Origin of the sequence: Chitinophaga sancti, from assembly GCF_034424315.1 — a bacterium.
In the GTDB taxonomy this organism is placed as follows: domain Bacteria; phylum Bacteroidota; class Bacteroidia; order Chitinophagales; family Chitinophagaceae; genus Chitinophaga; species Chitinophaga sancti.
Map to the genome: position 1 here is coordinate 1,246,573 of NZ_CP139972.1, position 23,361 is coordinate 1,269,933.

Here is a 23,361-nt window from a genome sequence, read left to right on the forward strand (position 1 = left end):
CATTAGCTACCTCTTAAGAATGTTATGAATCGCCTCACAGACGCAGCATTAGCTACCTCTTAAGAATGTTATGAATCGCCTCACAGACGCAGCATTAGCTACCTCTTAAGAAATCGTACGAACCGCCTCATAAGGGTGGCATTAACCACCTCTATGAGGGGTTTATTGGGTGAATATTAATAATGAAAGCGTGAATTTTTCAGAGAACAGTTTTTCATTTTCTCAAAGAAATTCTCTCTTTCATTGATTTGAAATACAGATTCGATCTTCCACGGCTTTACCATCGCGCCCCTCCCACCGAATACGCCTGCCGTTTTTGCAGCAATGCCTGCAAATGCTTAACCTCCTGCCCAAACGGGCTCATAATCACCTGTTTCACCGAAGACGACACTGGCGACAATATCTTCGTCAACAAATTACTACAACTCCCTGACGGACTGCAATCAATATAAAAGCAAGGCCCTGTATTCTCCAGCCTTTCAATCGCCGCACTAAACGCAATCGGCTCCCGCACCACATCCCAGAAATATTCCGCATCTACCTGGTATACAGGCCCCGACTGCACTCCTGAAACAAAAGTCGCTTCCGGTGCCCCATACCTCAATTGCTGCATAATCCTGATAATCGGCCCCCTGGCAGGTTCCATCAGCGGACTATGAAACGGATACCGAACCGGCAACTGGCTATAAGAGAATTCATGACTATCCAGCCACAATCTTACCGCCAGCAAAGTGCGTTCATCAGCAGATAATGTGAAATGATCCCGATGCTCTACCGCAGCGAGGGTCGTATTCTCATACAACAGCGGTTCCTGCTCATAAATAGCCGGATCGGCTAAAATGGAGATCATTCCACCCTTGCTACACAATCGCTCAATAATCCGCGCCTGGTCAATCATCGCCGTCAGCATCTCAACCGGCGAGACCATTCCGCTCACAGCGGCGGCGACCATCTCTCCTACGCTGCTCCCGATTACATAGTCAGGCTTGACCTTTAGCTCTTCCTGCAGCAGGCGGGCAAGCGCATATTGGACCATAAACAGCGCGGGATTGGTGTAGCGGATATCATCGAAAATGCTATCTCCATTGTAACGGCTGCCATAAAGGTATTCGACGACCGAAGTACCAGTGTGGTTGCGGACTTCTTTGTCTAAATGGAGGATGGTGTTCCTGAAAAATACATTGCCGTGGTATAACATAGCGCCCATATTATAATACTGGCTACCATGGCCGGCGAACATGAATACGAAGTCTGGCATAGTGGGTGGGTTTTGGGTCAAACAATAATACTTTAAGTTATAGGTTTTAAGGCGAAAAAGCAAGTGGGAAATTTTTACGGGGAAAATCGAATGATTAAATCGAAAAATGCCGCCAGCGGCAAATTGAAAATGACAAAAGAGTCACCTAAAATTCTGAAGGTAAATTATTCACAAACGAAAGGAGCCGATCTACCAAAATATATACCCGTGTTGATGGACAGCACTGCGAATCAGTCTTTTCCTGGTGAAGTTCTTCTAATTTTTTCGCTTTCTTCTTTTGCCTTCAATTCGGCAAGCAAATCATTAAAAGACGATTGATTTTTATTGTTCGTCATCTTTAAAGGAGTTTTCCAAATTTTCAATGAATGGGATACCTCCATACTTACCCTCTAAATAATTCTTACTAAAGGGAGTATCCTTTCTTACAATTTTATATTCTGCAAGGTTAACCACTTTGGTTGCAGCAATCCTATCTTTTTCAACAATGTAAACCTGGTCTCTCCGCAGTAGATCACGATCAACAACACTTACATCATGACTTACAGCGAAAAGCTGTGAACCCGAATTTGCAGTTTCAGAATTAAAAAGGCGAATGATGGCTTTCGTCATCAAAGAATGTAATCTTGCATCCAACTCATCAATGACAACCAATTGTCCCTTCTCAATGGCGGAAATAAGGGTACCTAATATATTATAGAACTTTTTGGTTCCTTCGGATTCGTCCAATTCCATCTCAAAAGGCTCAAACCTAACGGGGTTTCCATTTTCATCAAATACTTCATGAATTGTAAAGACAAGGTCCTCAAAGAATTCAGATAAATATTCTTCTGTCTTAAACTTTCCCGGTGCCTTCTTCATGATAGTAGCCTTATCATCATCTGAAAACTGCACGACCTCAACTCCCTTAATCCCTAAATCTGCTTGTTGGATTATAGAATTTATTATTTGCTTATAATGATCAATTTTCAATAAATCGTTTGTGAGTTTTTTGTGTGATTGATCAAGCAAGCCATGCACTATATGAATTTCATTAAACCACTTATAGATTTCATTAGCCACCGGCGCATTCCATAGATCGGCCACAGACAGGAAAAGAACATTTGGTTTACTGCGTGTTTCTAATCCTTCAGCATTAGGAAATTTTTTATGCGCAATTTCAAATTGCTGACCAATTCTCAGGAAGAGTGCCGTTTCTGTTGTCGCCTTCACTTCAAACAACCATTCTTTAGCAACAGCATTTCTACTTGCTTCAAAACCATACCGGTACCGCTTCTCCTTAATAATAAACGCTGCTTCGAAGGAAGAAGGTGCATTTAATGTTGAAGAATTTAACCTAAAAGGAACAATACTGTCAATAGTATTTGTACTATTATAACCCGCTGATTCCAAAATGAGATTTCGGTAGGTGATAAAAGCTTCTATAATTTTTGATTTTCCACTTGCATTTGGGCCATAGAGCAAAACTGATTTTAAGAGTTTTGATTTTTTGGCGTCAATAAGATTTGAATCCTGGTGTTCGGAAAGCGAAGTAGCAGTAAAATTGATTACAACAGGTTCTTTTATTGATCTATAATTCTCAACTTTAAAATACACTAACATAATTACCTATTTTACTCAAAAACACACCAAAACAACCTGATTGCCTCATAAAAAACAATCTTTCTTGCAGGTTTTCTGCAAAATATACAATACCTAACTACAGATGGAGGAGTTTATATTAGTCTTGAGGGTTAGTTATTGAAATAACAGGCTCAGTTATTTTTTGGTAAAAAAGAGGAATAGACCTTCGGTCTGGCAATGTAAATCCGCGATAAGTATTCGATTTGTTAGTGAGAATATTCCTTGAAACTATCCAGGTATTTATCTATAAATTCCTGCTTCCGCTTCGACCGATATTGCATCACAAATCTCGGATGCTCCAAAGGCACTATTGTTTTAAAGAAGCCTTCTTTCTCATTTAACTTCACCAGGAACTGGTAATTCTTTCCCGTTCCTAAACAATAACACACGTTCCTATCTACCCCAAATGCTAATTGCTTTTTTATATTCTCTACCATAAACGGATACACTGCCTTTGTCAGCGCTGCACTGTCATAATAGTTATAATTGATCTCGGTGCCATCTTCTTTTACAGCGGTGAAACCCAAAGGCGACACAGATGCGAAATAGAAATCATGATAGAACTTTTCCGGGCCGCCATAAGCAGCAATCACATCATAAATAAATACAGAAGATGGCTCATGTGTTTGTATACCGGAAATGGATATACCGCATACTGATTGCAGGCGCTTGGTATCGGTAAAAGGGATGCCTGTGGAGCCGGAGCCCAGGCGACCGGGGTTAATACCCATGATGATTTGACGCTGGTGATGGTCTCCGTAAAAACGGCGGTAAAATTGCTTCATGATGCCCATGACCTGGGGCTGTTCGCGAAATGGATTCATGATGCGGATACCTTTGGGCAATTTGCCGGTGTATTGGAGGTTCGAGTTAAAATCGATGACGTGATCTGCGAAAGTCATTTTCATGAGGCGAAAATAGTTAATTACGGTGAGTTAGGAGGAGATGCCTGCTACGCCATACAATACAAAATTACATCATATATCCCCCTCAAAAGGTATCAAAACCGATAACCTGCACAACAAGCCCATTTCGATGAAACGAAAATAATCAATAATTTAGTCGTACATGAAGCAACGTTTTGGGATCCTGTTCCCCCTCATACTGGGAACATTTATGGCAGGAATAGACAGTAGTATCGTGAATGTATCCCTCCCCACGATGAGCACACAATTTGGGGTTGGACTGGATGCAATTGAATGGGTGATCGTCGCCTACATGCTGGGTTTCTGTGTCTTTATGCCACTCACCAGCTGGCTCAAAGAACAGATCGGTTTTTATACATTATACCTGATCAGTTTGTCGATTTTCACCTTCGGCTCGCTCTTATGTGCGATCTCCGTTAGCTTGCCGGAGCTGATCGCTGCGCGTGCAATCCAGTCTTTTGGCGGCGGGGCCATCACCCCTACTGCAATGGCTATACTGACCCTCGTCTTTCCCCTGGAAGAAAGAGGTAAGGTGATGGGCTGGTGGTCGCTGGGTAGTATTGCCGGACCCGCTATAGGACCGACTCTCGGCGGTACGTTGACGAATCTCTATGGCTGGCCGTCTATTTTTTATATCAATTTGCCGATTGGGATATTAACGATCGGGATCGCGGCGTATACCTTAAGGTTCTTAAAGGCCTCAGATCGCCAGCCTGCAAGGTTTGATGCCAGCGGCTTTGGATTATTTACTGTGTTTATTATTCTTTTCCAGTATGCGATTGCGGTATTGCCGGATAAAGGCTTTACTTCCCTGGCAGTATGGATACCTTTTGTTGTCAGTATTATCGCAATTGTTGTATTTGTCAGGCATAGTCTGCATAACCCGCATGCGCTTTTTAACCTCCATATTTTTCGACACCGGATTTATACTTATTGTATCTTAATTACGGGTGTCAGATCGGTGGCTATCTTCGGTGGCTTGTTTCTTTTACCTTTTTTATTACAGGGGCAGTTAGGGTTTTCGGAAATTGCTTCGGGCCTATTGATCCTACCTTTTTCTGCAGTGATGGCGCTTGTAACTCCTATTGCCGGCTCGCTTTCTGATAAGTTTGGACCCAGGCGGCTGATTATTGTAGGGCTGGTATTGGTGGCAATTTCTATGGTGCAGTTGTCTCAATTGAATTCACCTGGCCTATTTCCGATTATTGCGGCAATGGTGGTGAGAGGGTTGGGGATTGGGCTATTGGTATCCACGATTACGGCGGCGGCTATGAGTGCGGTGTTGCCGGAGGAGGTGACGCAGGCGTCTGCTATGTTTTCGTTGATACAGCAGTTGAGTGGAACGATCGGAATTGCGTTTAGCGGCTTGCTGCAGCAGTATATTATGAGGTATTATGTGGATGGGAAGGGGTATACAGAGACTGTGGGGCATCATTATGGGATACAGGATACGTTTTTTATTGCGGCGTTGTTGGTGGTGGCCACGGTGCCGTTTGCGCTTAAGTTGCCGTATTTTGTGAAGCGGCCGGTGAAGTGATGCCGCAAATTGAAAAAAAACACAACGAGAATGAGACTAGAAATAATGAAAAAAGACTCCTCCTAACTTGACAATGTAAAACTAAACAAAGCCATTAAAAGCTAATATCTATAATTATTTTCCCAAAATTCGTTATTATAATTATCCAATTCACAAACAATAATGTCTGCCGGAGAACTCCTTTACCAAAATATCAACTCAAAGGTTCCAATCAGCAAAGCTGAGTATGAAATTTTTATCGACTATTTTAAAGCGAAGGTTGTCAAAAAAAAACAACATTTGATTGAACAAGGCCAAAAGAATGACAAAATATTTTTCATTGAAAAAGGACTAGTCTTTTCCTATACAATGCTGGAGAATGAAGATATACAGGTAATCCAATTTGCAAAAGAAAATCATTGGATTTCAGACTTATATAGTTTTATCTCTGAATCAAAAGCGCTGTTTACCATTCAAGCATTAGAAAACTGTGTAGTTTGGGAGATTTCAAAAAATGAGTTAACCAAGATGAATACACTATATCCGCAAATGGAAACATTTTATAGGCTGAATATTCAGAATGCTTATGCGCATACTTTACTACGCTTGTCAAATATTTATTCAACAGATGCAGAATCAAAGTACAATGATCTTAGAACAACCCAACCAGATCTGCTACAACGTGCGCCACAATACTTGATTGCATCCTACCTCGGAATATTGCCTTCTTCTTTGAGCAGAATCAGGAATAAAAAACCGATGAAATGATTTTCTTAGCATAGGCGAACAAGTCAATCGTGTAAACCCTCGTAAATTTGCTTATTGACTAATCATAATAATAACGCAAATGAAAAAACTTAGCATTATACTTCTTGTGGCCATAACAGTATCCAATTGTTTTGCGCAAAGTAGCAAATACCAGGGAGAACAAATAAATATAAACAACTTTCACCTGGTGGACTTTGTGGGGTGGAATACAAACCTTGAAGTCCTGGCACATTATCATACAGACGATGTAAAAGTATTTGGCGATGGCTGGCAAACTGTGGGGTTGAAATCACATGAATCGGCCATGGAAAAATCAATTAAAGAAATGCCCGATGCTAAAGTGGTACAACATACCCCAAACGTAGCCAGCGGCAACTGGACTGGTGTAGTCGGAAGATCTCCTCAATTTAACATGGCTACCATTGTTAAATGGAAAAATAAGAAAATCGATTATGAATATTTATTTTACAAACAACTAAGCGCTACTGAAGCAGCAGCAATATCCCCTTCTGTCAAACCTATAGTAACCTTTACAAGTCCAAATGATAAAGCCCTGACCCTGGCGGTTAATGTACAGCCTGGGTGGACTTGTATAATGGAAGAAATAAAAGGGAAACGCACTGCTTTTTTTATCAAAATTAATCACTCTTGTCCGGGTAAAATAAAGGTATAAAAATAAAAAAGGGGCAATTACGCCCCAATAGTTTATAATTTTGGGTTACCACACTCAAAACATAAACTTGGATAAAGATAGAAAATTTCCCGGACACCCGGTTTTGTCACAAATATTAGAATTAATACCTACCGGGTTAATACAATCTGCTAATCGAAAACATCAGGCAAACCGATATTATAAGCGTTTGCCACTGCGGATCCACCTGGTTAGCCTGCTATATGGTGTATTTAGCTATTGCAATGGACTTCGGGAAATTTGTGAGGGCATGCTGGCCTGTGAAGGGAAACTAGCCCATCTCGGTCTTGACAAGGCTCCTGCTAGAAGTACCCTTTCGGATGCCAATACCAACCGAAAGTACCTGGTCTTTGAAACGATTTATTATGGATTACTGAAGAAATATAACTCATTTATATCGGACAGCCGACTGAAAGGGTTAAGTATTCGGAATTTGAAAATCATTGATAGTACAACGATTTCATTGTTCAGTGAGATACTACAAGGCGTAGGCCGTAACCGATTGGACGGTTCCCGGAAAAAGGGAGGCATCAAAGTACATACCCTAATGGATGCATTTAGCGGAGTCACAGAGTTTGTGAGGATTACCCCTGCCAAAGAGCATGACCGTAAGTTCCTGTATCACCTGAAGTTGAAGGAAGGTAGTTGGATAGTTTTTGATAAGGCATATAATACATATCACCATTTTGCCAAATGGACTGCTCAAAAGGTGTGGTTCGTTAGCCGAATGAAAGACAATGCTGTATTTCATGTAACAAAAGTGCTGGTGGATAAAACGAAGAAAAAGCAAGCCATTGGCGTTATAAAAGAGCAATATATCACAGTGGGTATTAAAACAAATGGAACTGTGACTGAACGGCTAAAGCTGCGACGGGTTATTTATAAAGCCAAAGATGGGAAAAGATATATTTATATAACCAATGATTTTACTTTACCGGCATCCAAGATAGCTACTATCTATAAAAATCGATGGATGATAGAGCTGCTCTTTAAGCAGATTAAGCAGAACTTCCCATTACGATACTTTTGGGGAGAAAGTGATAATGCTATCAAAATGCAGGTCTATTGTGTACTAATCGCTCAGTTGCTAATGGTCGTGATCCGGAAAAAGGCGGCTACTAAAAAATCATTTGCGAATATGATTACCGTAATCCGATTGCATTTAATGAGTTATGTGGACCTGCTTGAGTTTATAAAAGACACTTATAAAGCATGGAGGAAAACACATAATGCGTCATTTGCCTTTTCCACGTAATTAAATAGAGGGGAGCTCCCCTTGAAATCGCAACATTAAATTTTAACCCTGTATGCCTTGACTGCAAAGCATACAGGAATATTTTACCCCGGAGTTACCCGGACAACAATGAAAATAAATAATGGAAAAGAAGTAGAAAGACTGGTATTCCAATAACTTCAATACTACACATCCCATTTAAAAAACAAAGCACCTTACTTAAAAAGATTCTTACTAAACTTTTGACCTTATTATACACATTAGAACTCATTTCATAAACAGGTATTTTAAATTGATAATCAATACCTAAATGGTAATTACGAAATGAGTTATCGTATAATAAATCAAGTAAGACAATGCCGATTTAAATTAAAAAAATGAAAGGTAAATTTGATATCCCACAATTGTTTCTACGCCTATCACTTGGGCTAGGATTCCTATTACCTGTTATGGACAGGTTTGGGTGGCTTGGAGCCGCAGGCATAAATGGAAATGCTTGGGGCAATTGGGGAAACTTTGTAAGTTATACTCATTCCCTGATGCCCTATTTATCAGAGTTGCCAGCGAAAATCATGGCAATATTTGCAACTTTCGGCGAAATAATATTTGGGATTGCTTTACTTATCGGTTTTAAGGTTCGGATAGCTGCGTTTGGGAGCTTCTTGCTAACGTTAACTTTTGCGTTAAGCATGTTTATTTTTTCAGGGCCACGTATCCCTTTTAACTACTCAGTTTTTGTCGTCAGTGCTGCATCACTTTTATTGGCTTACATTCCTGATTACAAGTGGGGCATTTCAAATAAGTGACGAACTGCTGTTATACTTAATATTTAAGCAGAACGATGATATATTGGCATTCTATATAAATAAGACTGGAGTAGCCATAACCTGCTCCTGTCCCCCCTCCTTAATTCTTATTTCCGGCAACAATATTAAACTTACTCCAACAGCCTTGAATAATATCGCTGAGATTGCATCCGCACTAAATCATCAAGACCAGATTCATCTTCCCATGCATTACTCAATGCGTATTTATATTCAATATCTCCCAATGGGGTGATTTCCACTTTATCTAAATGGATATCCTCTCTGAAGTTCCATCTCTGCCAACGCAATAATTATTGGTGATAGCCGTCTCAAAGTTGTATACTTGCACAACAACCACCAGATTATAAAAAAGATGAAGAAATTACCAGGTATTTGAACCTGGTCAAATAGAACTAATAATGAAATGATTTCTAACTATAACCAATAAAAATAATCATTATCAAAATCAATAACTTTAAATCCATGCAGCACTCGGCAAAGATTACGACACTATTCCTGGACATCGGCGGGGTTTTATTAAGCAACGGCTGGGACCGTGCCGCCCGCAAAGAGGCAGCCAGGATTTTTGACCTGGACACTGTTGAACTGGAAGAACGTCATCATCTTACTTTCGATACTTATGAGGAAGGTAAGCTTACACTGGATGACTATCTCACCAGGATTGTCTTTTACGAACACAGGGAGTTTACAAGAAACGATTTTAAGGAGTTTATGTACAGCCGTACCACCCCTTATTCCGATATGATTGACCTGATCTGCCAGTTGAAAGAACAGTATAAACTGAAGATCGCTATCGTGAACAATGAAGGTAGAGAATTGAATGAATACCGGATCCGGACTTTTGGGATTGATAAGTTTGTAGATTTCTTCATTTCTTCCTGTTTTGTGCATTTTCGTAAACCGGATGCGGACATCTGGAGAATGGCACTGGATATTGCCCTCGTGAGACCAGAAGAGGTGTTGTATATTGAAGATCGGGCGATGTTTATTCATGTGGCGGAAGGATTGGGGATTAATGGGCTGTTGCACGAGAATTTTGCTAAGACGGTGGAGAAGTTGAAGGAATGGGGGCTTACGGTGCAGTAGTGGTAATATAGAGTTCCCGGGATTAATTGAGAGTAGCGTATTGGACATTGTAAATGAGCGTTGGTAATTGGGAATAGGACGTGAGCGTAAGGAACGGAAATAGGGAATGAGCGTAAGAAACAGAAATAGCAAATGAGCGTAAGGAACGGGAATAGGAAATGAGCGTAAGGAACGGAAATAGCAAATGAGAATAAGGAACACCTGAATTAAAAGCGGCACCTGAATTTCCAACAAAAAAGAGCCTCCCGTCACCGGAAGGCTAAAGGGGGTGCAAATCAACGTAATAGAAGATTATTTGAGTAGTTATCTTACAAATATATGTTTGGACACATATAAATAATATACCACGAACTGTGTATTTATTGAAAAAGCATCCCTGTAAAAGAGATGCTTTTTTAATTGAACATTCACAAAAACCAACTATTATTTATCATTTTTTAACATCCGCCATTTTTCACCCACAGCTGTAGAAATCCGGGATGATCTGTCAGCTTGCGGCAAATTCCAGGTACTTCCAGCTATTTTTTGCCATCCTCAACTACTTACGGCTATCCTCACCTTCTTCCTCCTACTTCAGTCTAACTCCGGCAAACACCCCCTACTTCCACACCAAAGCCACTACCGCGCCCGCCTTCAACTCATACTGATACACCCTGCTTCCATCCTGCACAGAAAACACCTTTCCCTTATCTCCCGTATTCAATTCCGGCAAACACCCCCTACTTCCACACCAAAGCCACTACCGCGCCCGCCTTCAACTTATACTGATACACCCTGCTTCCATCCTGCACAGAAAACACCTTTCCCTTATCTCCCGTATTCAATTCCGGCAAACACCCCCTACTTCCACACCAAAGTCACTACCGCGCCCGCCTTCAGCTCATATTGATACACCCTGCTCCCATCCTGCACAGAAAACACCTTTCCCTTATCCCCCGTATTCAACACCACCAGCACTCTACTCCTATCCTTATTCAAAAACGCCACATTCTCCAAGCCATCCGGATGCACAGAACCAATCCTCTTCGCCCCCGGCCGCACAAATTTGCTAAAATGCGCCAGCGCATAATACTCCACATTCCTTATCACCGTTCCACTATCAGACCTTACCGTCACCACCCCTCTACACGTCATACAGCCCCTGTTCACCTTCTCGCCTGCAGGTCCCGGCTGATTCGTGGTAGGTCCGTTCTTCTCATCCAGTGCCATATTCCACAGCAACACGTTCTTAGACCAGTTATTCACCGTTCCAATCATCAGGTTGCCCACCATATACTTCAGGTTACCCGCAAAATCAGGCGCCCAGCTACCACCACTACACTCTGTAAAGTACAGCCCCTTCTTCGGGTATGCCGCATGTACCTGGCTCATAGCCCCTACTGCTCCTTCGTAACAATGAAACGCCGCTCCTGTCACATATTTTCCTGCCACGGAATCATCAAGAATAGAGATCGGGTACTCCGGACTATTCCAGTTATGATCAAATAACAATACTTCTGTGTTGATACCCTTTTGTTGTAGTACAGGTCCGAGGTGATCCCTGATAAACACCAATTGCTCCGGTGCCGTCATCTTCATTGTCGGATACGCCGCTTCATATTGCGGTTCGTTCTGCACACTCAGGCTCGTAGCTTTGATGCCGTATGCACCCATTGCCTGGATGTATTTGGCAAAATACACTGCATATGGAGCATAAGCGTCCGGCCTTAAGGAACCGCCTTCCAGTTTGTCGCTTGTCTTCATCCATCCCGGTGCACTCCAGGGAGTGACCATGATGTGAATGCCCGGGTTGATGGCTACCACTTCTTTCAATACAGGGATCAATGCAGCGGTGTCTTTGGCCAGGCTGAAATGCGTCAGACTATCATCCCGTTCCCCCGCAGGCATGTCGTCATAACTGTAAGGAGAAAGCGAGAAATCTGAGGCCCCTATTGAAAGGCGGATATAATTAATACCGATCCCTTTTTCCGGGTTAAATAGTTCTTCCAGCAATGCCTTGCGCTTTGGCGCTGTCATGTACTGTTGCATCACGTAAGCCGATGAACCGGTCACTGCTGCGCCAAAACCTTCTATTTCCTGGTATTGCAGACTGGTGTCGATCCTTAAATTTATTTGTGCTGTATCCTTTGATAATGTTAATGCTGGTTGCGATTGGAATAATTGTTTTTCATCGGCAGTCGTCAGGTATACCGCCGCATGGTCACTTTTTTGCGCACAGCCAGCCAGGACGGATGCGAGGCATCCGGCATAAATCCATGATTTCATGATAGACAAAGTTGAGAGAATGGGGGCCGTAACAGCCCCCATTAGCGTGATTATAACTAAAACTTCACCGTCGGTTGCATCTAAGATGTCTCTATCAGCAGCCCGACATCCACTTAATAACTAAAACTTGATTATAGGAACCACGGCTTTCAAAACTTGATTGTCAGCGCCGCGACTTCCACTCAATAACTAAAACTTGCTTGTTGGAAACACGGCTTCAAAAGTTGAACCTCTGCGCCGCAACATCCATTTAATACCAAAACTTGTTGGCCGCACGACATCAAAACTCCACGGTTGCCATACATCTACTTAACAATTCAAACCCCACCATCGATTCCCCAACATCCAAAATTTCACAGTCAGCTGCACGATACGTCCGCAACCCAGCCCCCTCTTACAAACTAAACTTCACCGTCAATTTCCCCACATGCACCTCAAAATCCCCCGGCTCCAGCACCGGCTTGCCATCCACTCCCGCAAATGCCAATTGCTCCACAGGAATCTCAAACACCACCGTCTTACTTTCACCCGCCTGCAGGTTGATCTTCTCAAACCCACGCAATCTCTTCACATCCGGAGAGATCAATGTCGCCAGCAGATCTGATGTATACACCTCTACTGCTTCCTTACCCGCCTTGCTACCCGTATTCTTCACTTCCACACTTACATGCAACACACGATTCGCAACCTCCGCCTTCAGATTCGCATACTCAAAAGTCGTATAACTCAAACCCGTACCAAACCTATACTGGGGATTATAATCCGCCTCATAATTATACACGCCTTCTGCCTTTGTCTGCTCCTCTGATGGCTTATGAATATAACCAATCAGTGCATTCGGATAACGTGGATAGGTATACGGCAATTTACCAGATGGATTCACATCACCATACAATACATCCGCAATCGCATCTCCACCGAAGTTACCCGGCAGATACCCCAGTACCACACCTTTCACGCCCTGCTCAAACTTACTGATAATACGCGGACGTCCTTCTGTCAGCACCAGCACCACCGGCTTGCCTGTAGCAATCAGTTGCTGCGCCAGCGCCGTCTGATCATCCCCGATATACAGATCATTCAGGTCACCTGGTTTTTCTGCATAAGAATTCTCACCCAGGCACAACACGATCACATCCGCGTTCTTTGCTGCTGCTACCGCATCTGCCATCCGGTCAGGCGCTTCTTCATACCACTTACCATCTGCTTTGTAGCTCACACCCGGCACATAGGTCACATTCTCTGCGCCCGCTTTCTTCTTCAATGCCGCCAGGATAGAATTATACTGTGTAGTGAATTGTGGCACTTTCTCGCCCTGCCAGCTGTAACTCCAGGCACCATCCAGTGTCCGCATATCATTGGCATTAGGACCTGTTACCAGGATCTTTGCACCCTTAGCCAGTGGCAATACACCACCTTCATTCTTCAACAGGGTGATGGCCTCTGCTGCGGCATCGTAAGATGCTTTCTCGAATTGCTTACTACCAAATAAGGGGTAGTCTTTATAGTTAGTGAGCGGTCTTTCAAACAATCCCAGCTCGAATTTCACGCGCAGCACTCTGCGTACAGCGTCGTCAATCCTTGACTGTGGCACCTTTCCTTCTTTCACCAATGCTACCAGCCCTTCGCAGAACGGCTCGTAGTTGTACGGGATCATAGACATATCTATGCCCGCATTGATCGCCAGCATGATCGCTTCCTTATCGCTACCTGCAATATGATCGCGACGATACAGGTTCTCAATATCTGCCCAATCTGTCACTGCCAGGCCTCTAAAGCCCAGCTCTTCCTTCAGTAATTTCGTGAGTATTTCGTAGTTCGCATGCGTAGGTATACCATTGATCTGACCAGAGTTGATCATGATGGTATGTGCCCCCGCTTCTACCCCGGCCCTGAATGCAGGCAGGTGATATTCATACAGCTGTTGTTTGCTGATGTTTGCAGGTGTACGGTCCTTACCGGATACCGGTGCCTGGTAACCCAGGAAATGCTTGATACTCGCTGCCACATGGGTAGGATCATTCACATCATTCTTCTCTCCTTCATAGCCTTTCACGATCTCATGTCCCATCTGTGCACCGAGATACGGATCTTCACCAAATGATTCCCAGATACGCGGGAAACGTGGATCTGCACCTAAATCCAGTACCGGTGAAAACACCCATGGTGTATTACTTGCCCTTGTTTCATAGGCGGTGATCTCAGCACCTTTGCGCACCAGCGCCCTGTTACGGGTAGCGGCCTGCGCTATCTGCTGAGGGAACAGCGTTGCACCTGCTGTATAGGTAGCCCCATGAATGGCATCAATACCAAAGATCACGGGGATCTGTAAGGCATTGCCCTTTGTATTTACCTGCTGAATATAACTCACCACCTCCCACCAATGCTGTGGTGTGAGTGCCTTATTATTCGCAGTATTCAGCACGGAACCAATCTTATATTTTACCAATGCCTTCTGCATCTCCGCGGTATCGAGGACCAGCGGATCGTAGCTTGCAAAACGGTTAGGTCCTTTTCCTAATACATCGAGTGTGATCTGGGCCATCTGGCCGACCTTCTCTTCGAGTGACATCTTCGCCAGCAAGGCTTCTACCCTTGCATTAATCGTCGCGGAATCATAAGCTACCACTTTGGCGGGTGGCGCTGCTTTTGTTTTTTTCTGCGCATGTACCTGTGTGAGCGGACAGATGATCCCTCCCACCAAAGCTACAGTTAACAGCCGTTTTCCAAAATCCATGTTATTGTGTGTTTAGAGTTTTTCTCAACGGGAATCGTTGTGGATTCCCGCTGAGAAGTTAGCTCCCTTTTACAGGTTAAACAATGATCAATATCCTGAATTCTGGCTCAGATTCCTGTTCAGCAATCTGTCCTGCTGTGGTATCGGGAATAAATACTGATGCTTGTCAGCATTCACACTGTAATTGATAGTCGCCCCGGATTCATCCTTCTGACTGTTCATAAGTGTCACCACATTCACATACCCATTTTTCTCTGCACGCATCAGGTCATTCCAGCGGGTGCCTTCGTTCACCAGTTCCAGTCTCCTTTCATTCAGGATAGCGGTTGCCAGGTCTGCTTTGGTTGCAGCGGTAGTGTTCTTTAATCCTGCACGGGTACGGATCTGGTCCAGCAGGGTGACAGCCTGCGTTGTATTGCCTAATTCATTATTCGCTTCTGCTGCCAGCAGGATAATATCTGCCAGGCGTAACAGGGTGATGTTATCTGTACTGTTCCAGCCACTTGGGTCAGGCCATTTATTCATAAATGGAATCTTCTTGGTATAATCCCATGCACCTGAAGGGCTGTTGAAGCTCGCATTAGCCACCTGCCAATTGAACGTAGCTTTGTAACGTGACAGCGTATCGCCGGCTGCTTTGAAGGCCTGGACCAGGTCGTAGGAACCGATGTTACGTTTTGCCCACTGGTCAGATCCGACATAGGCGAACATTTCTACGCCCCAGAAACTGTATGTGCTACCGGAGTATTGGATTTCCAGGATTGCTTCGCTGTTGTTTTTGCTGGCAGCACCCCAGAGGTTGGCGTAGTTGCCGACCAATGCATAGGTACCGCTGTTGATCACTTTATTAGCATAGCTAAGACTGTTCGTATAGTCACCCATCTGTGCATAGGTCTTTGCCAGCATTGCATCGGCAGCACCCTGTGTAGCACGGCCATACTGGCCTTTGTAAGGGCTTGCAGGCAATGTACTGTCTGCATACTTCAGATCGTTTAAGATCTGTGCATATACTTCGGTACTTGTAGCGCGGGAAGGATAATAATTACCACCATTATCTTCTGATGTGATCAATGGAACATCGCCCCATTCTGTCACTAACCAGTAGTAGTTCATCGCACGCAGAAAACGTGCTTCACCCAGGATCTGTGCTTTGCGGGTGGTACCAGCCCACTCGTCAGAGTTCAGGCTGGGAACGGCATCCAGCACAGCATTTACCGCACGGATGTTGTTGTATAGTTCCTGCCAGTCGCGCTGGATATTGGTGTTAGTGGCTACGTAGGTGAACATTTCCAGTGGTTGTTCTGCAGAGGTGTTATCACCATTTACGTAGCAGTTGTCAGAGCGGCCGTCGGTATTCATCAGGTTATCGTACTGAAAAAAGTTACCGTTGGCCATGGTGCGGTAAGCGCCGGTCAGCCCTTCTTCCGCATCTGTGGCAGAGGTATAGAAACTACCGGTGCTCAGGTTGGATTCAGGTGTTTTATCGAGAAAGCTCTTTTTGCAGGCAGCAAATGCCATGGCGAAAGAAAGCGTATATAAGAATTGTTTTTTCATGTTTCCAGGATTAAAGCGGTTAGAACTGTACATTCAGGCCCAGGGTATAGGTCTTTGCTGCAGGGTACGTACCATTATCTACACCCAGTGTCATCAGGCTTGCGCTGGAACCGGCATTGGTAGCCTGGTTGTTGGTACCTGTACCGAAACCATTGATCTCAGGATAATATCCTTTGTAGTTGGTAATGGTGAACAGGTTCTGCGCGGTAGCGTATACACGCAGTCCGGCGATACCGATGTGTTTCAGCAGGGAGGCATCTACCTTGTAAGCCAGGGTAGCGCTACGCAGGCGGAAGAAAGAACCATCCTCTACATAGTTGCTGGAGATCTGGCTTTGCAGTAATGCTGCTGCTGTAGCGTTGGTGCTACCGTTGTCCTTGGCACGTGGAATGTCTGTTACATCACCTGCCTGTTTCCAGCGGCGAAGTACGGATGCGCTTTCGTTCGTATAACCGGTGAGGTTTTCGATCTCCATGCGGGTTTCGTTGTACACTTTGTTGCCATGTACACCGTCGAACAGTACATCCAGTGAGATATTTTTATAGTGGAAATTAGTGTTGATACCGTAGGTATATTTAGGCAATGCATTGCCCAGGTCCATCATGTTGGCACTGTATACCATGTTACCGGTTTGCGGATCTACGCCCATGGCTTTGTAGCCCCAGAAGGTACCGAGGGAATAACCATTCTTGATGATGCCTGTGTAGATCGGTTGTTTACTACCGCCAACGGATACACCGCCTGTCTGGTAAGAGGTGGTAGAATCCATGCCGGTGATCTTGTTATTATTGAATGAGATATTGGCACTCAGGTCCCAACCCCAGTCTTTCTTGTCTACGATCACTGCATTGGCACTCAGTTCCACCCCTTTGTTGATGTCGTGACCAGGCAGGTTTACTGCGGTGGTAGCACCTCCTGTGGTGAGTGGCAACTGCTGTGTAAAGATCATGTCATCCACTTTCTTGTAGTAGTAGTCAGCAGAGAAAGTGATCCTTGATTGCAGGAAGCTCGCATCAAAACCGATGTTTGTTTGCTTCGCACTTTCCCAACGCAGGTTAGGGTTACCAATCTGGCTGCTGGGGCTCACACCCGGACTTGCAGCACCGGAGCTCCAGGAATAGGCGGAACCAGCGCTCAGCAAACTATATGTTGGATACAACATGGTATAGGGAGGCAGGTTACCGGTGGAACCATAACCAGCGCGGATCTTCAGGTTTTGAACGAAGGTCACGTTCTCCATGAATTTCTCCTGACTTACTTTCCAACCTACGGATACCGCAGGGAATTTACCCCACCTGTTGTTGATACCTACACGGCTGGAACCATCTGCACGCAGGGTGGCAGTGAGCAGGTACCTGTCAGCATAAGAATACATTACACGGCCAAAGTAAGAATTGGTGGTCCAGTTATAACGACCGGTACCGATGGAGTAATTTGTACTTGCACCATTCAGTGTGGTCACGGAGCCTGATGCGAAACCGGTTCCGTACTGGCTGCCGGTAGCGATCTTTTCTTCGAGAGAAGAGGTACCGACTACTACATTCAGGGCATGTTTGCCAAAATGCTTATCGTAGGTCAGGGTATTATCCCAGCTATAGCGGAACACTTCGGAGGTGTTTTCGCGGCCGGCACCGGTGAGGGAGATCCCATACAGACTGGTGTAAGGATTCAGGAACCAGTCGTAGCGGGAGTCTTCCATGATGGCGTTGAACTGGCTACGGTATTTAATATTATATGGCAGGGTAATTTCGGTGTACACATTGCCCAGCAGGTTGTTGGAAATCGTTTTGTTTTCCGCCTGCCAGATATCGGACAGTGGGTTGTCACCAGAGAAGAAATTGCTGTAACCATACACGCCGGGATACGGAGAACCCGCTGGCATTTTGATAGGAATATATTCAGGTGTAACGAGGGCCGCAATCACCGCACCACCATTCTGGGTGGAAGCGTTCTGCGGAGTGGAGCGCTGGTAAGAGCGGTTGTAACTGATGTTACCGCCGATGCGCAGCCAATCTTTAGGTTTCTGATCGATGCTCAGTTTTACGGAATAACGGTTGAAATTGGAACCCACCATGATACCGTCCTGGTTCAGGTAACCTACGTTGAAGTAGTAAGTACCTTTTTCAGAGCCGCCGGACATACCCACGTTTGCGCCGGTTTGCATGGCTTTGCGGTAGATGATGTCCTGCCATTTATTATTGGTAGAATCCAGGTTGTAGAAAGATGGCAGGCTGGGTTTGGAACCATGGATATCGGTCATGAGGTCTACCCACTGGCTGTTATTGAGCACATCCAGTTTCTTGACGATCTGCTGCATACCGGTGTATACATTCGCGTCTACCTTCATGGCGCCTTTGGAACCCTGTTTGGTCGTGATCATTACCACACCGTTTGTAGAACCGGCCGCGCCATAGATACCGGCAGCGGAAGCGTCTTTCAATACGGAGATGGACTCGATGGTGCTCGGGTCGATGGTTTTGATACTGCTGGCCAGTACCCCGTCTACAACGTAGAGTGGTTCACCGCCATTCGGGCTACCGATACCGCGAACTTTTACGGAGAGGTCGCCACCTGGCTGACCGGAAGGTACGGATACCTGTACGCCGGGTGCTTTACCGGTGATGGCTTCTACCGCGCTCACGATCGGGCGGCTGGAAATGTCTTTGGTAGATACGGAGGTGATGGCAGAAGTGACATCCTGCTTCTTCTGGGTACCGTAGCCAATTACGACTACCTCTCCCAGGTCCGTTTTACCGTCGGTTAAGGTGATGTTGATACTGGAACGACCGTTTACGGCAATTTCCTGTGAGGTGTAGCCTACATAAGAAATTTCCAGTGTGGCGGTGCCGGGAACAGCGAGGCTGAAGGAGCCATCGCCCTTACTGGTGGTTCCCTGGTTCGTGCCCTTGACCCTGATGGTGACACCAGGTAAGGCGTTTCCTTTACTGTCTTTGATTTGTCCCCTGATGTTGCTGTTTTCCTGTGCGAACAATTGGCAGCATAACATTAACAGGAAGGCTGTCAGCAATGTTACCCTTTTTTTCATAATGTGTGTGTTACGTTCAGTTTATGTGATTGTGGAAAAGGATACGATTGTATCAGTTGGCGTCATAACGATTTTACAGAGATAAAGGTAAGGGTATTTAGAGGTACCGAACAAAAGTATTTTCTCGTAAATGATTGAAATTAAACCAGTTAGTAACTTTTTGATACGGTTCAATACCGCATAGCAATACGGTTTAAAAGGCTTGATAATGATGCATTACATGACAATTTTTGCTATATCTGATAGGAATCCCCTGATACGGTTTAATACCGGCTGAAAATAATTGCTTGCTAAAAGCAAGGAATTGGGTTTTGGCCCGATAAGGGAATTATACCGCCGGATGCGCGCTGTTTTGGGCGGATCAGCCATCCTCCTTTTCATCCAGTACCAGCAAACTCCAGCCCTGTCCACTCGCATTTTTAAGGGCTTTTTTCCTTTCCTCCATCATTTTGGTGATACGGGTTGCATAGGACCAGCAGGTACTTTGCCTGATTTCCAGGATTTCGGACAGTTTATGGGAAGAGATCTTGCCTTTGCTGCTGTAAACCAGGAAGGTGAGGTAGAACGCCTTATTAATAGGAATGCGGATATTCTGGTAAATGGTGTAGGCGGTGGCGGATTCCTCGTAGCTGCATTTGGCACAACGCCGGCTAAAAGGCTGGTGCCCGGGATAATAATGATCGTTCCCGCATTTACGGCATTGGTAAGGGCCTGTCCATTTCAGGTTGGCGAGGAACTGCAGGCAGCTTTCCTTGTCCGGGTAGATCTTGCTAAACTCTTCAAAATCAAGGGAAGTAGAGAGGGCGCGGGCACGGCTTACTTCTTCCACATCGGTTTGGAGCTGCTTATTGTGTTCTTCGAGCAGGGCGTTCATGCGGGAGATCTCCGCAGCCTGTGCGGAGATTTCTTTGGTCCTGGCTTTTACCTGGGCTTCCAGTTCCTTGTTCAGGTTATCTTTCAGGCGGGCGTTTTCCGTCATTTGCCGGATCATCTGGCGGTGAGCTTTGTCGCGCTTGCGTTTCAGGAGGCGTACCTTATCCCCTACGGCGAAGCTGAGGAAGAACATCTCTAATATAAAGCAGCAACTGAGGCTGTAATAACTGATAGCCCCGAAATTCAGCCAGTAATAACCTAGCATGATGAAAAACTTGAGCATGAAGCCGACGAAGAGGAAGGCGTAGCCCAGTACGAAAAAGCGGGCCGGCCGGTAGCCTTTGGCCCATACGTGGATGCCGGTGTAGAAGGCGACAGCCAGGGGCAGGAGTTCTATGAATTTATAATTGAACCAGTAGGGGTTGATGAACAGGCAGGCCAGGAAATAAAGGCAGCGGGCGGCGATGACCAGCTGGACCAGCCTGTAAAGAAAGGGCTGGCGCACTTTGAGGTGCAGCAGGCTACTGGTGAATAAGAGGGCGAAGATGCTCATGGTGAGCAATGGCCAGGCAAAGGCCTGCTGGTTCCAGATGGGCCAGTTGGGCCAGAGCAGCTGGTAGGCGATACCGTCTGTACAGAGTTCGTAGAGGGCTACGCTCATCACGTATAATACATAATACAGGTATTGGCGCTGGCGCATGGCGATGAACATGATCAGGTTGTAGAAGCTGAAAATGAGGATCATGCCGTAGAACAGGCCGAAGGTGAAGTATTCGGAGAGGGCGTAGCCCACGAAACGGTCGATGGACCGGAGTACAATGATGATATCGGCGGTCTGGGAGGATTGGATCCTGAAATAATAGACGGCGCTGTCGTTCCGGAAATTGTCGAGGGGGATTTCGAAGTTCTTGTGGCGGAACCACCTTTGGGCGAAGGGGTACCTGGCGCCGAGGTGTATCTGCTTGAAATGCCCGGTGGTATCGGGGAGGTAGGCGGTGATATCGTCTATGGTCTGGTCGAAGAATTCGAGGAGGTAATATTTGTCTGCTTCGCGGTTGTGGCGGATGTGGAGGCGGTACCAGCAAACGGCGCCAAGCTCCCGGTTTTGCGGGGTGGATTCCAGGCTGGCGCGGAATTGCGACTGCATGGCAGGCAGCGTCACGTCGTGGATGCCCAGGTTGCCGTGCGGGTCGTTCAGGTATTCGATCTGGGCATAGGTGAAAATGTGTTCGTTCAGCGAGCTGTCGATGTGCACTATTTGTTGCCCGGTAACAATAGTGGTGAATAACAGGTATACCCCACAAAAAAGCCAATTACGCATAGGGGGCAAAAGTACGGTTATTTATAAAAAGGGTGGCGGCGATCTGGGGTATCAGCTATCGACGGGGCGCGATGATACTGGCCTGCGGCCGGCATGAGCAAATCCTATTTGCTATATAGATTTTTCAATTCCGGTAAATCATAGAAGTGCTGTGATTTCAGGTAATCCCTGATCTCATGATCATTCGCTTCCAGGTTAAAGATTAATTCTGTGGTAGGCCAGCATCCGCAAATCCTATTCCCCATATAAATTTTTCACTTCCGGTAAATCATAGAAGTGCTGTGATTTCAGGTAATCCCTGATCTCATGATCATTCGCTTCCAGGTTAAAGATCAATTCAGTGGTAGGCCAACCCGCCTCTCCATATTTATCCTTCAGTGGAATAAAGATATTGTCCACATAAGCAGCTATTTTCCTTTTTTCATTCAGGCTGAAATCGCTTTTATAAGCAAACTGCTTGTACACATAATCATACAAAGCATCCATGATCCTGTGCTCTTCCTTATTCGTATGATCCTTTACCCATGTCAGCAATCCTTCCCTGATCACCAGCTGGTTCTTACAGTCTTTTACAAAGATGATGTCCGCCACTTTTATCACTTCATCTTTATCCCGCTTCAGGTACTCATTCATCACCAGGTCATTCAGTTGCTGGTTTTTTGTGTAACCGAAGGAAGTTACCAGGGTGGATAAAAACTGGGCATCTTCGTTTAACAAAATGGCCAGATCTGCCTTGCTGTCATTAAAGAAATATTTATTCCTGGAAATGAGTTTCTGCGTGTATTTTAAATCTATCTTAAAATGAACACTATCCACGAAACTACCCAGTGAAGATACCAAAGGAATCTGCCAGATGAAATTACCTTCCTTAGCTGCTACCACATCATCAGACATCATCGGATAGGGTGTTTCTATTTCCTTACCCTCATACAGCATAGTAAATTTCTCATGCTCTTTCACACGACATGCGCCACCGGGACTATAACTCTCGGCAAAGATCTCATGCATTTTCTTTTCAAACACCTCTTTGGAAGGCGCTACATATCCCTTTGCTTTCAGGATCTCAGCTATCACCGGGAGTGCGAAGTTCAGATCCTTTTCTGCATACTTGTAATGACCACCACCTTCATCATTCAGGTCCTGTTGCAAATCACCCTGCTTTTTTAATTCTGGTTGCGTATTTATTATTACTTCCTCTTCGGCTGTTGGTTGAATAGAATCCTGTGCCTGCGATGTTGCTTCCTGTTTGTCTGCGGCAGGCTGACAACTCAAACATCCAATGATTCCAATAAAGGCGATTAAATTCCTCATGCTGAAAAGTTTATTGCTAAATGATTATGGTCGGGATGCACACATGCTGAAAGTATTATTAGAACTCATTTCGTAATTACCATTTAGGTATGATTATCAATTTAAAATACCTGTTTATGAATTGAGTTCTATTTATGTATTGATTATCAGCTGGGAATACCTATTTATGAAATGAGTTCTACTATATGCACGCGATTCCTGATACATGCTTGCATAATCTTTACCTGGATGCTTGATTCAAGCCTTCTTTTTTGGCATCACCTTATTGGGAAGAAGGGCTACCTGCGTCTCCCTCACCTTGGTAGCGGGAGACAACGAGTCCGATTAC

At 44.9% G+C, this 23,361-nt stretch carries 16 protein-coding genes; 7 read left to right on the forward strand and 9 right to left on the reverse strand.

The annotated features are described in order from the left end of the window. Positions 1 to 277: 277 nt before the first annotated feature. Entirely contained in the window at positions 278 to 1,258 is a 981-nt protein-coding gene (locus tag U0033_RS04505) for an acyltransferase domain-containing protein (RefSeq protein WP_072366350.1), read from the reverse strand. A gap of 90 nt (positions 1,259 to 1,348) precedes the next feature. On the opposite strand from U0033_RS04505, the gene U0033_RS04510 reads away from it, so the two are divergent. Next, positions 1,349 to 1,576, forward strand: coding sequence for a hypothetical protein (locus U0033_RS04510; RefSeq protein ID WP_072366348.1), 228 nt, complete (start codon positions 1,349 to 1,351; stop codon positions 1,574 to 1,576). 3 nt (positions 1,577 to 1,579) lie between these two features. On the opposite strand, the gene U0033_RS04515 is transcribed toward U0033_RS04510, so the two are convergent. Together U0033_RS04515 and U0033_RS04520 are read right to left on the reverse strand one after the other, a co-directional pair. Then, on the reverse strand, positions 1,580 to 2,857 hold the full coding sequence (locus U0033_RS04515) for an AAA family ATPase (RefSeq protein WP_072366346.1): 1,278 nt from the start codon (positions 2,855 to 2,857) through the stop codon (positions 1,580 to 1,582). A gap of 227 nt (positions 2,858 to 3,084) precedes the next feature. Next, a complete protein-coding gene (locus tag U0033_RS04520) occupies positions 3,085 to 3,786 on the reverse strand; it encodes an SMUG2 DNA glycosylase family protein (RefSeq protein ID WP_072366344.1) in 702 nt (233 codons plus the stop codon). A gap of 160 nt (positions 3,787 to 3,946) precedes the next feature. On the opposite strand from U0033_RS04520, the gene U0033_RS04525 reads away from it, so the two are divergent. From U0033_RS04525 to U0033_RS04550, 6 genes are all read left to right on the forward strand, one after another. Continuing rightward, entirely contained in the window at positions 3,947 to 5,341 is a 1,395-nt protein-coding gene (locus U0033_RS04525) for a DHA2 family efflux MFS transporter permease subunit (RefSeq protein WP_072366342.1), read from the forward strand. Positions 5,342 to 5,503: 162 nt separating this feature from the next. Further along, positions 5,504 to 6,088: a Crp/Fnr family transcriptional regulator gene (locus U0033_RS04530; RefSeq protein WP_072366340.1), complete on the forward strand. Its 585-nt coding sequence runs from the start codon at positions 5,504 to 5,506 to the stop codon at positions 6,086 to 6,088. A gap of 79 nt (positions 6,089 to 6,167) precedes the next feature. Continuing rightward, positions 6,168 to 6,761: a hypothetical protein gene (locus tag U0033_RS04535; protein WP_072366339.1), complete on the forward strand. Its 594-nt coding sequence runs from the start codon at positions 6,168 to 6,170 to the stop codon at positions 6,759 to 6,761. A gap of 67 nt (positions 6,762 to 6,828) precedes the next feature. After that, on the forward strand, positions 6,829 to 8,034 hold the full coding sequence (locus U0033_RS04540; RefSeq protein ID WP_326980837.1) for an IS4 family transposase: 1,206 nt from the start codon (positions 6,829 to 6,831) through the stop codon (positions 8,032 to 8,034). Between the two features lie 356 nt (positions 8,035 to 8,390). After that, entirely contained in the window at positions 8,391 to 8,819 is a 429-nt protein-coding gene (locus U0033_RS04545; RefSeq protein WP_072363767.1) for a DoxX family protein, read from the forward strand. Between the two features lie 483 nt (positions 8,820 to 9,302). After that, a complete protein-coding gene (locus tag U0033_RS04550; protein ID WP_072363766.1) occupies positions 9,303 to 9,926 on the forward strand; it encodes an HAD family hydrolase in 624 nt (207 codons plus the stop codon). An 840-nt stretch (positions 9,927 to 10,766) separates the two neighbouring features. On the opposite strand, the gene U0033_RS04555 is transcribed toward U0033_RS04550, so the two are convergent. From U0033_RS04555 to U0033_RS04580, 6 genes are all read right to left on the reverse strand, one after another. Beyond that, on the reverse strand, positions 10,767 to 12,191 hold the full coding sequence (locus U0033_RS04555) for a glycoside hydrolase family 30 protein (protein ID WP_072363765.1): 1,425 nt from the start codon (positions 12,189 to 12,191) through the stop codon (positions 10,767 to 10,769). 394 nt (positions 12,192 to 12,585) lie between these two features. Further along, positions 12,586 to 14,928 (reverse strand): glycoside hydrolase family 3 N-terminal domain-containing protein, encoded by a 2,343-nt coding sequence (locus tag U0033_RS04560; RefSeq protein ID WP_072363764.1) that lies wholly within the window; start codon positions 14,926 to 14,928, stop codon positions 12,586 to 12,588. An 87-nt stretch (positions 14,929 to 15,015) separates the two neighbouring features. Next, a complete protein-coding gene (locus tag U0033_RS04565; RefSeq protein WP_072363777.1) occupies positions 15,016 to 16,482 on the reverse strand; it encodes a RagB/SusD family nutrient uptake outer membrane protein in 1,467 nt (488 codons plus the stop codon). Between the two features lie 19 nt (positions 16,483 to 16,501). Further along, positions 16,502 to 19,528: a SusC/RagA family TonB-linked outer membrane protein gene (locus U0033_RS04570; protein WP_072363763.1), complete on the reverse strand. Its 3,027-nt coding sequence runs from the start codon at positions 19,526 to 19,528 to the stop codon at positions 16,502 to 16,504. A gap of 361 nt (positions 19,529 to 19,889) precedes the next feature. Next, positions 19,890 to 21,722 (reverse strand): 7TM diverse intracellular signaling domain-containing protein, encoded by a 1,833-nt coding sequence (locus U0033_RS04575; protein ID WP_072363762.1) that lies wholly within the window; start codon positions 21,720 to 21,722, stop codon positions 19,890 to 19,892. Positions 21,723 to 21,956: 234 nt separating this feature from the next. After that, the gene (locus U0033_RS04580; protein ID WP_322518514.1) at positions 21,957 to 23,033 is read right to left on the reverse strand and encodes a hypothetical protein; all 1,077 of its coding nucleotides are present in this window, start codon (positions 23,031 to 23,033) and stop codon (positions 21,957 to 21,959) included. Between the last annotated feature and the right edge of the window lie 328 nt (positions 23,034 to 23,361).

What these genes read in the sequence shown, in the direction of transcription:
- U0033_RS04505 (WP_072366350.1), bottom strand. Translation starts at nt 1,258, where the DNA reads ATGCCAGACTTCGTATTCATGTTCGCCGGCCATGGTAGCCAGTATTAT.
- U0033_RS04510 (WP_072366348.1), top strand. Translation starts at nt 1,349, where the DNA reads ATGATTAAATCGAAAAATGCCGCCAGCGGCAAATTGAAAATGACAAAA.
- U0033_RS04515 (WP_072366346.1), bottom strand. Translation starts at nt 2,857, where the DNA reads ATGTTAGTGTATTTTAAAGTTGAGAATTATAGATCAATAAAAGAACCT.
- U0033_RS04520 (WP_072366344.1), bottom strand. Translation starts at nt 3,786, where the DNA reads ATGAAAATGACTTTCGCAGATCACGTCATCGATTTTAACTCGAACCTC.
- U0033_RS04525 (WP_072366342.1), top strand. Translation starts at nt 3,947, where the DNA reads ATGAAGCAACGTTTTGGGATCCTGTTCCCCCTCATACTGGGAACATTT.
- U0033_RS04530 (WP_072366340.1), top strand. Translation starts at nt 5,504, where the DNA reads ATGTCTGCCGGAGAACTCCTTTACCAAAATATCAACTCAAAGGTTCCA.
- U0033_RS04535 (WP_072366339.1), top strand. Translation starts at nt 6,168, where the DNA reads ATGAAAAAACTTAGCATTATACTTCTTGTGGCCATAACAGTATCCAAT.
- U0033_RS04545 (WP_072363767.1), top strand. Translation starts at nt 8,391, where the DNA reads ATGAAAGGTAAATTTGATATCCCACAATTGTTTCTACGCCTATCACTT.
- U0033_RS04550 (WP_072363766.1), top strand. Translation starts at nt 9,303, where the DNA reads ATGCAGCACTCGGCAAAGATTACGACACTATTCCTGGACATCGGCGGG.
- U0033_RS04555 (WP_072363765.1), bottom strand. Translation starts at nt 12,191, where the DNA reads ATGAAATCATGGATTTATGCCGGATGCCTCGCATCCGTCCTGGCTGGC.
- U0033_RS04560 (WP_072363764.1), bottom strand. Translation starts at nt 14,928, where the DNA reads ATGGATTTTGGAAAACGGCTGTTAACTGTAGCTTTGGTGGGAGGGATC.
- U0033_RS04565 (WP_072363777.1), bottom strand. Translation starts at nt 16,482, where the DNA reads ATGAAAAAACAATTCTTATATACGCTTTCTTTCGCCATGGCATTTGCT.
- U0033_RS04570 (WP_072363763.1), bottom strand. Translation starts at nt 19,528, where the DNA reads ATGAAAAAAAGGGTAACATTGCTGACAGCCTTCCTGTTAATGTTATGC.
- U0033_RS04575 (WP_072363762.1), bottom strand. Translation starts at nt 21,722, where the DNA reads ATGCGTAATTGGCTTTTTTGTGGGGTATACCTGTTATTCACCACTATT.
- U0033_RS04580 (WP_322518514.1), bottom strand. Translation starts at nt 23,033, where the DNA reads ATGAGGAATTTAATCGCCTTTATTGGAATCATTGGATGTTTGAGTTGT.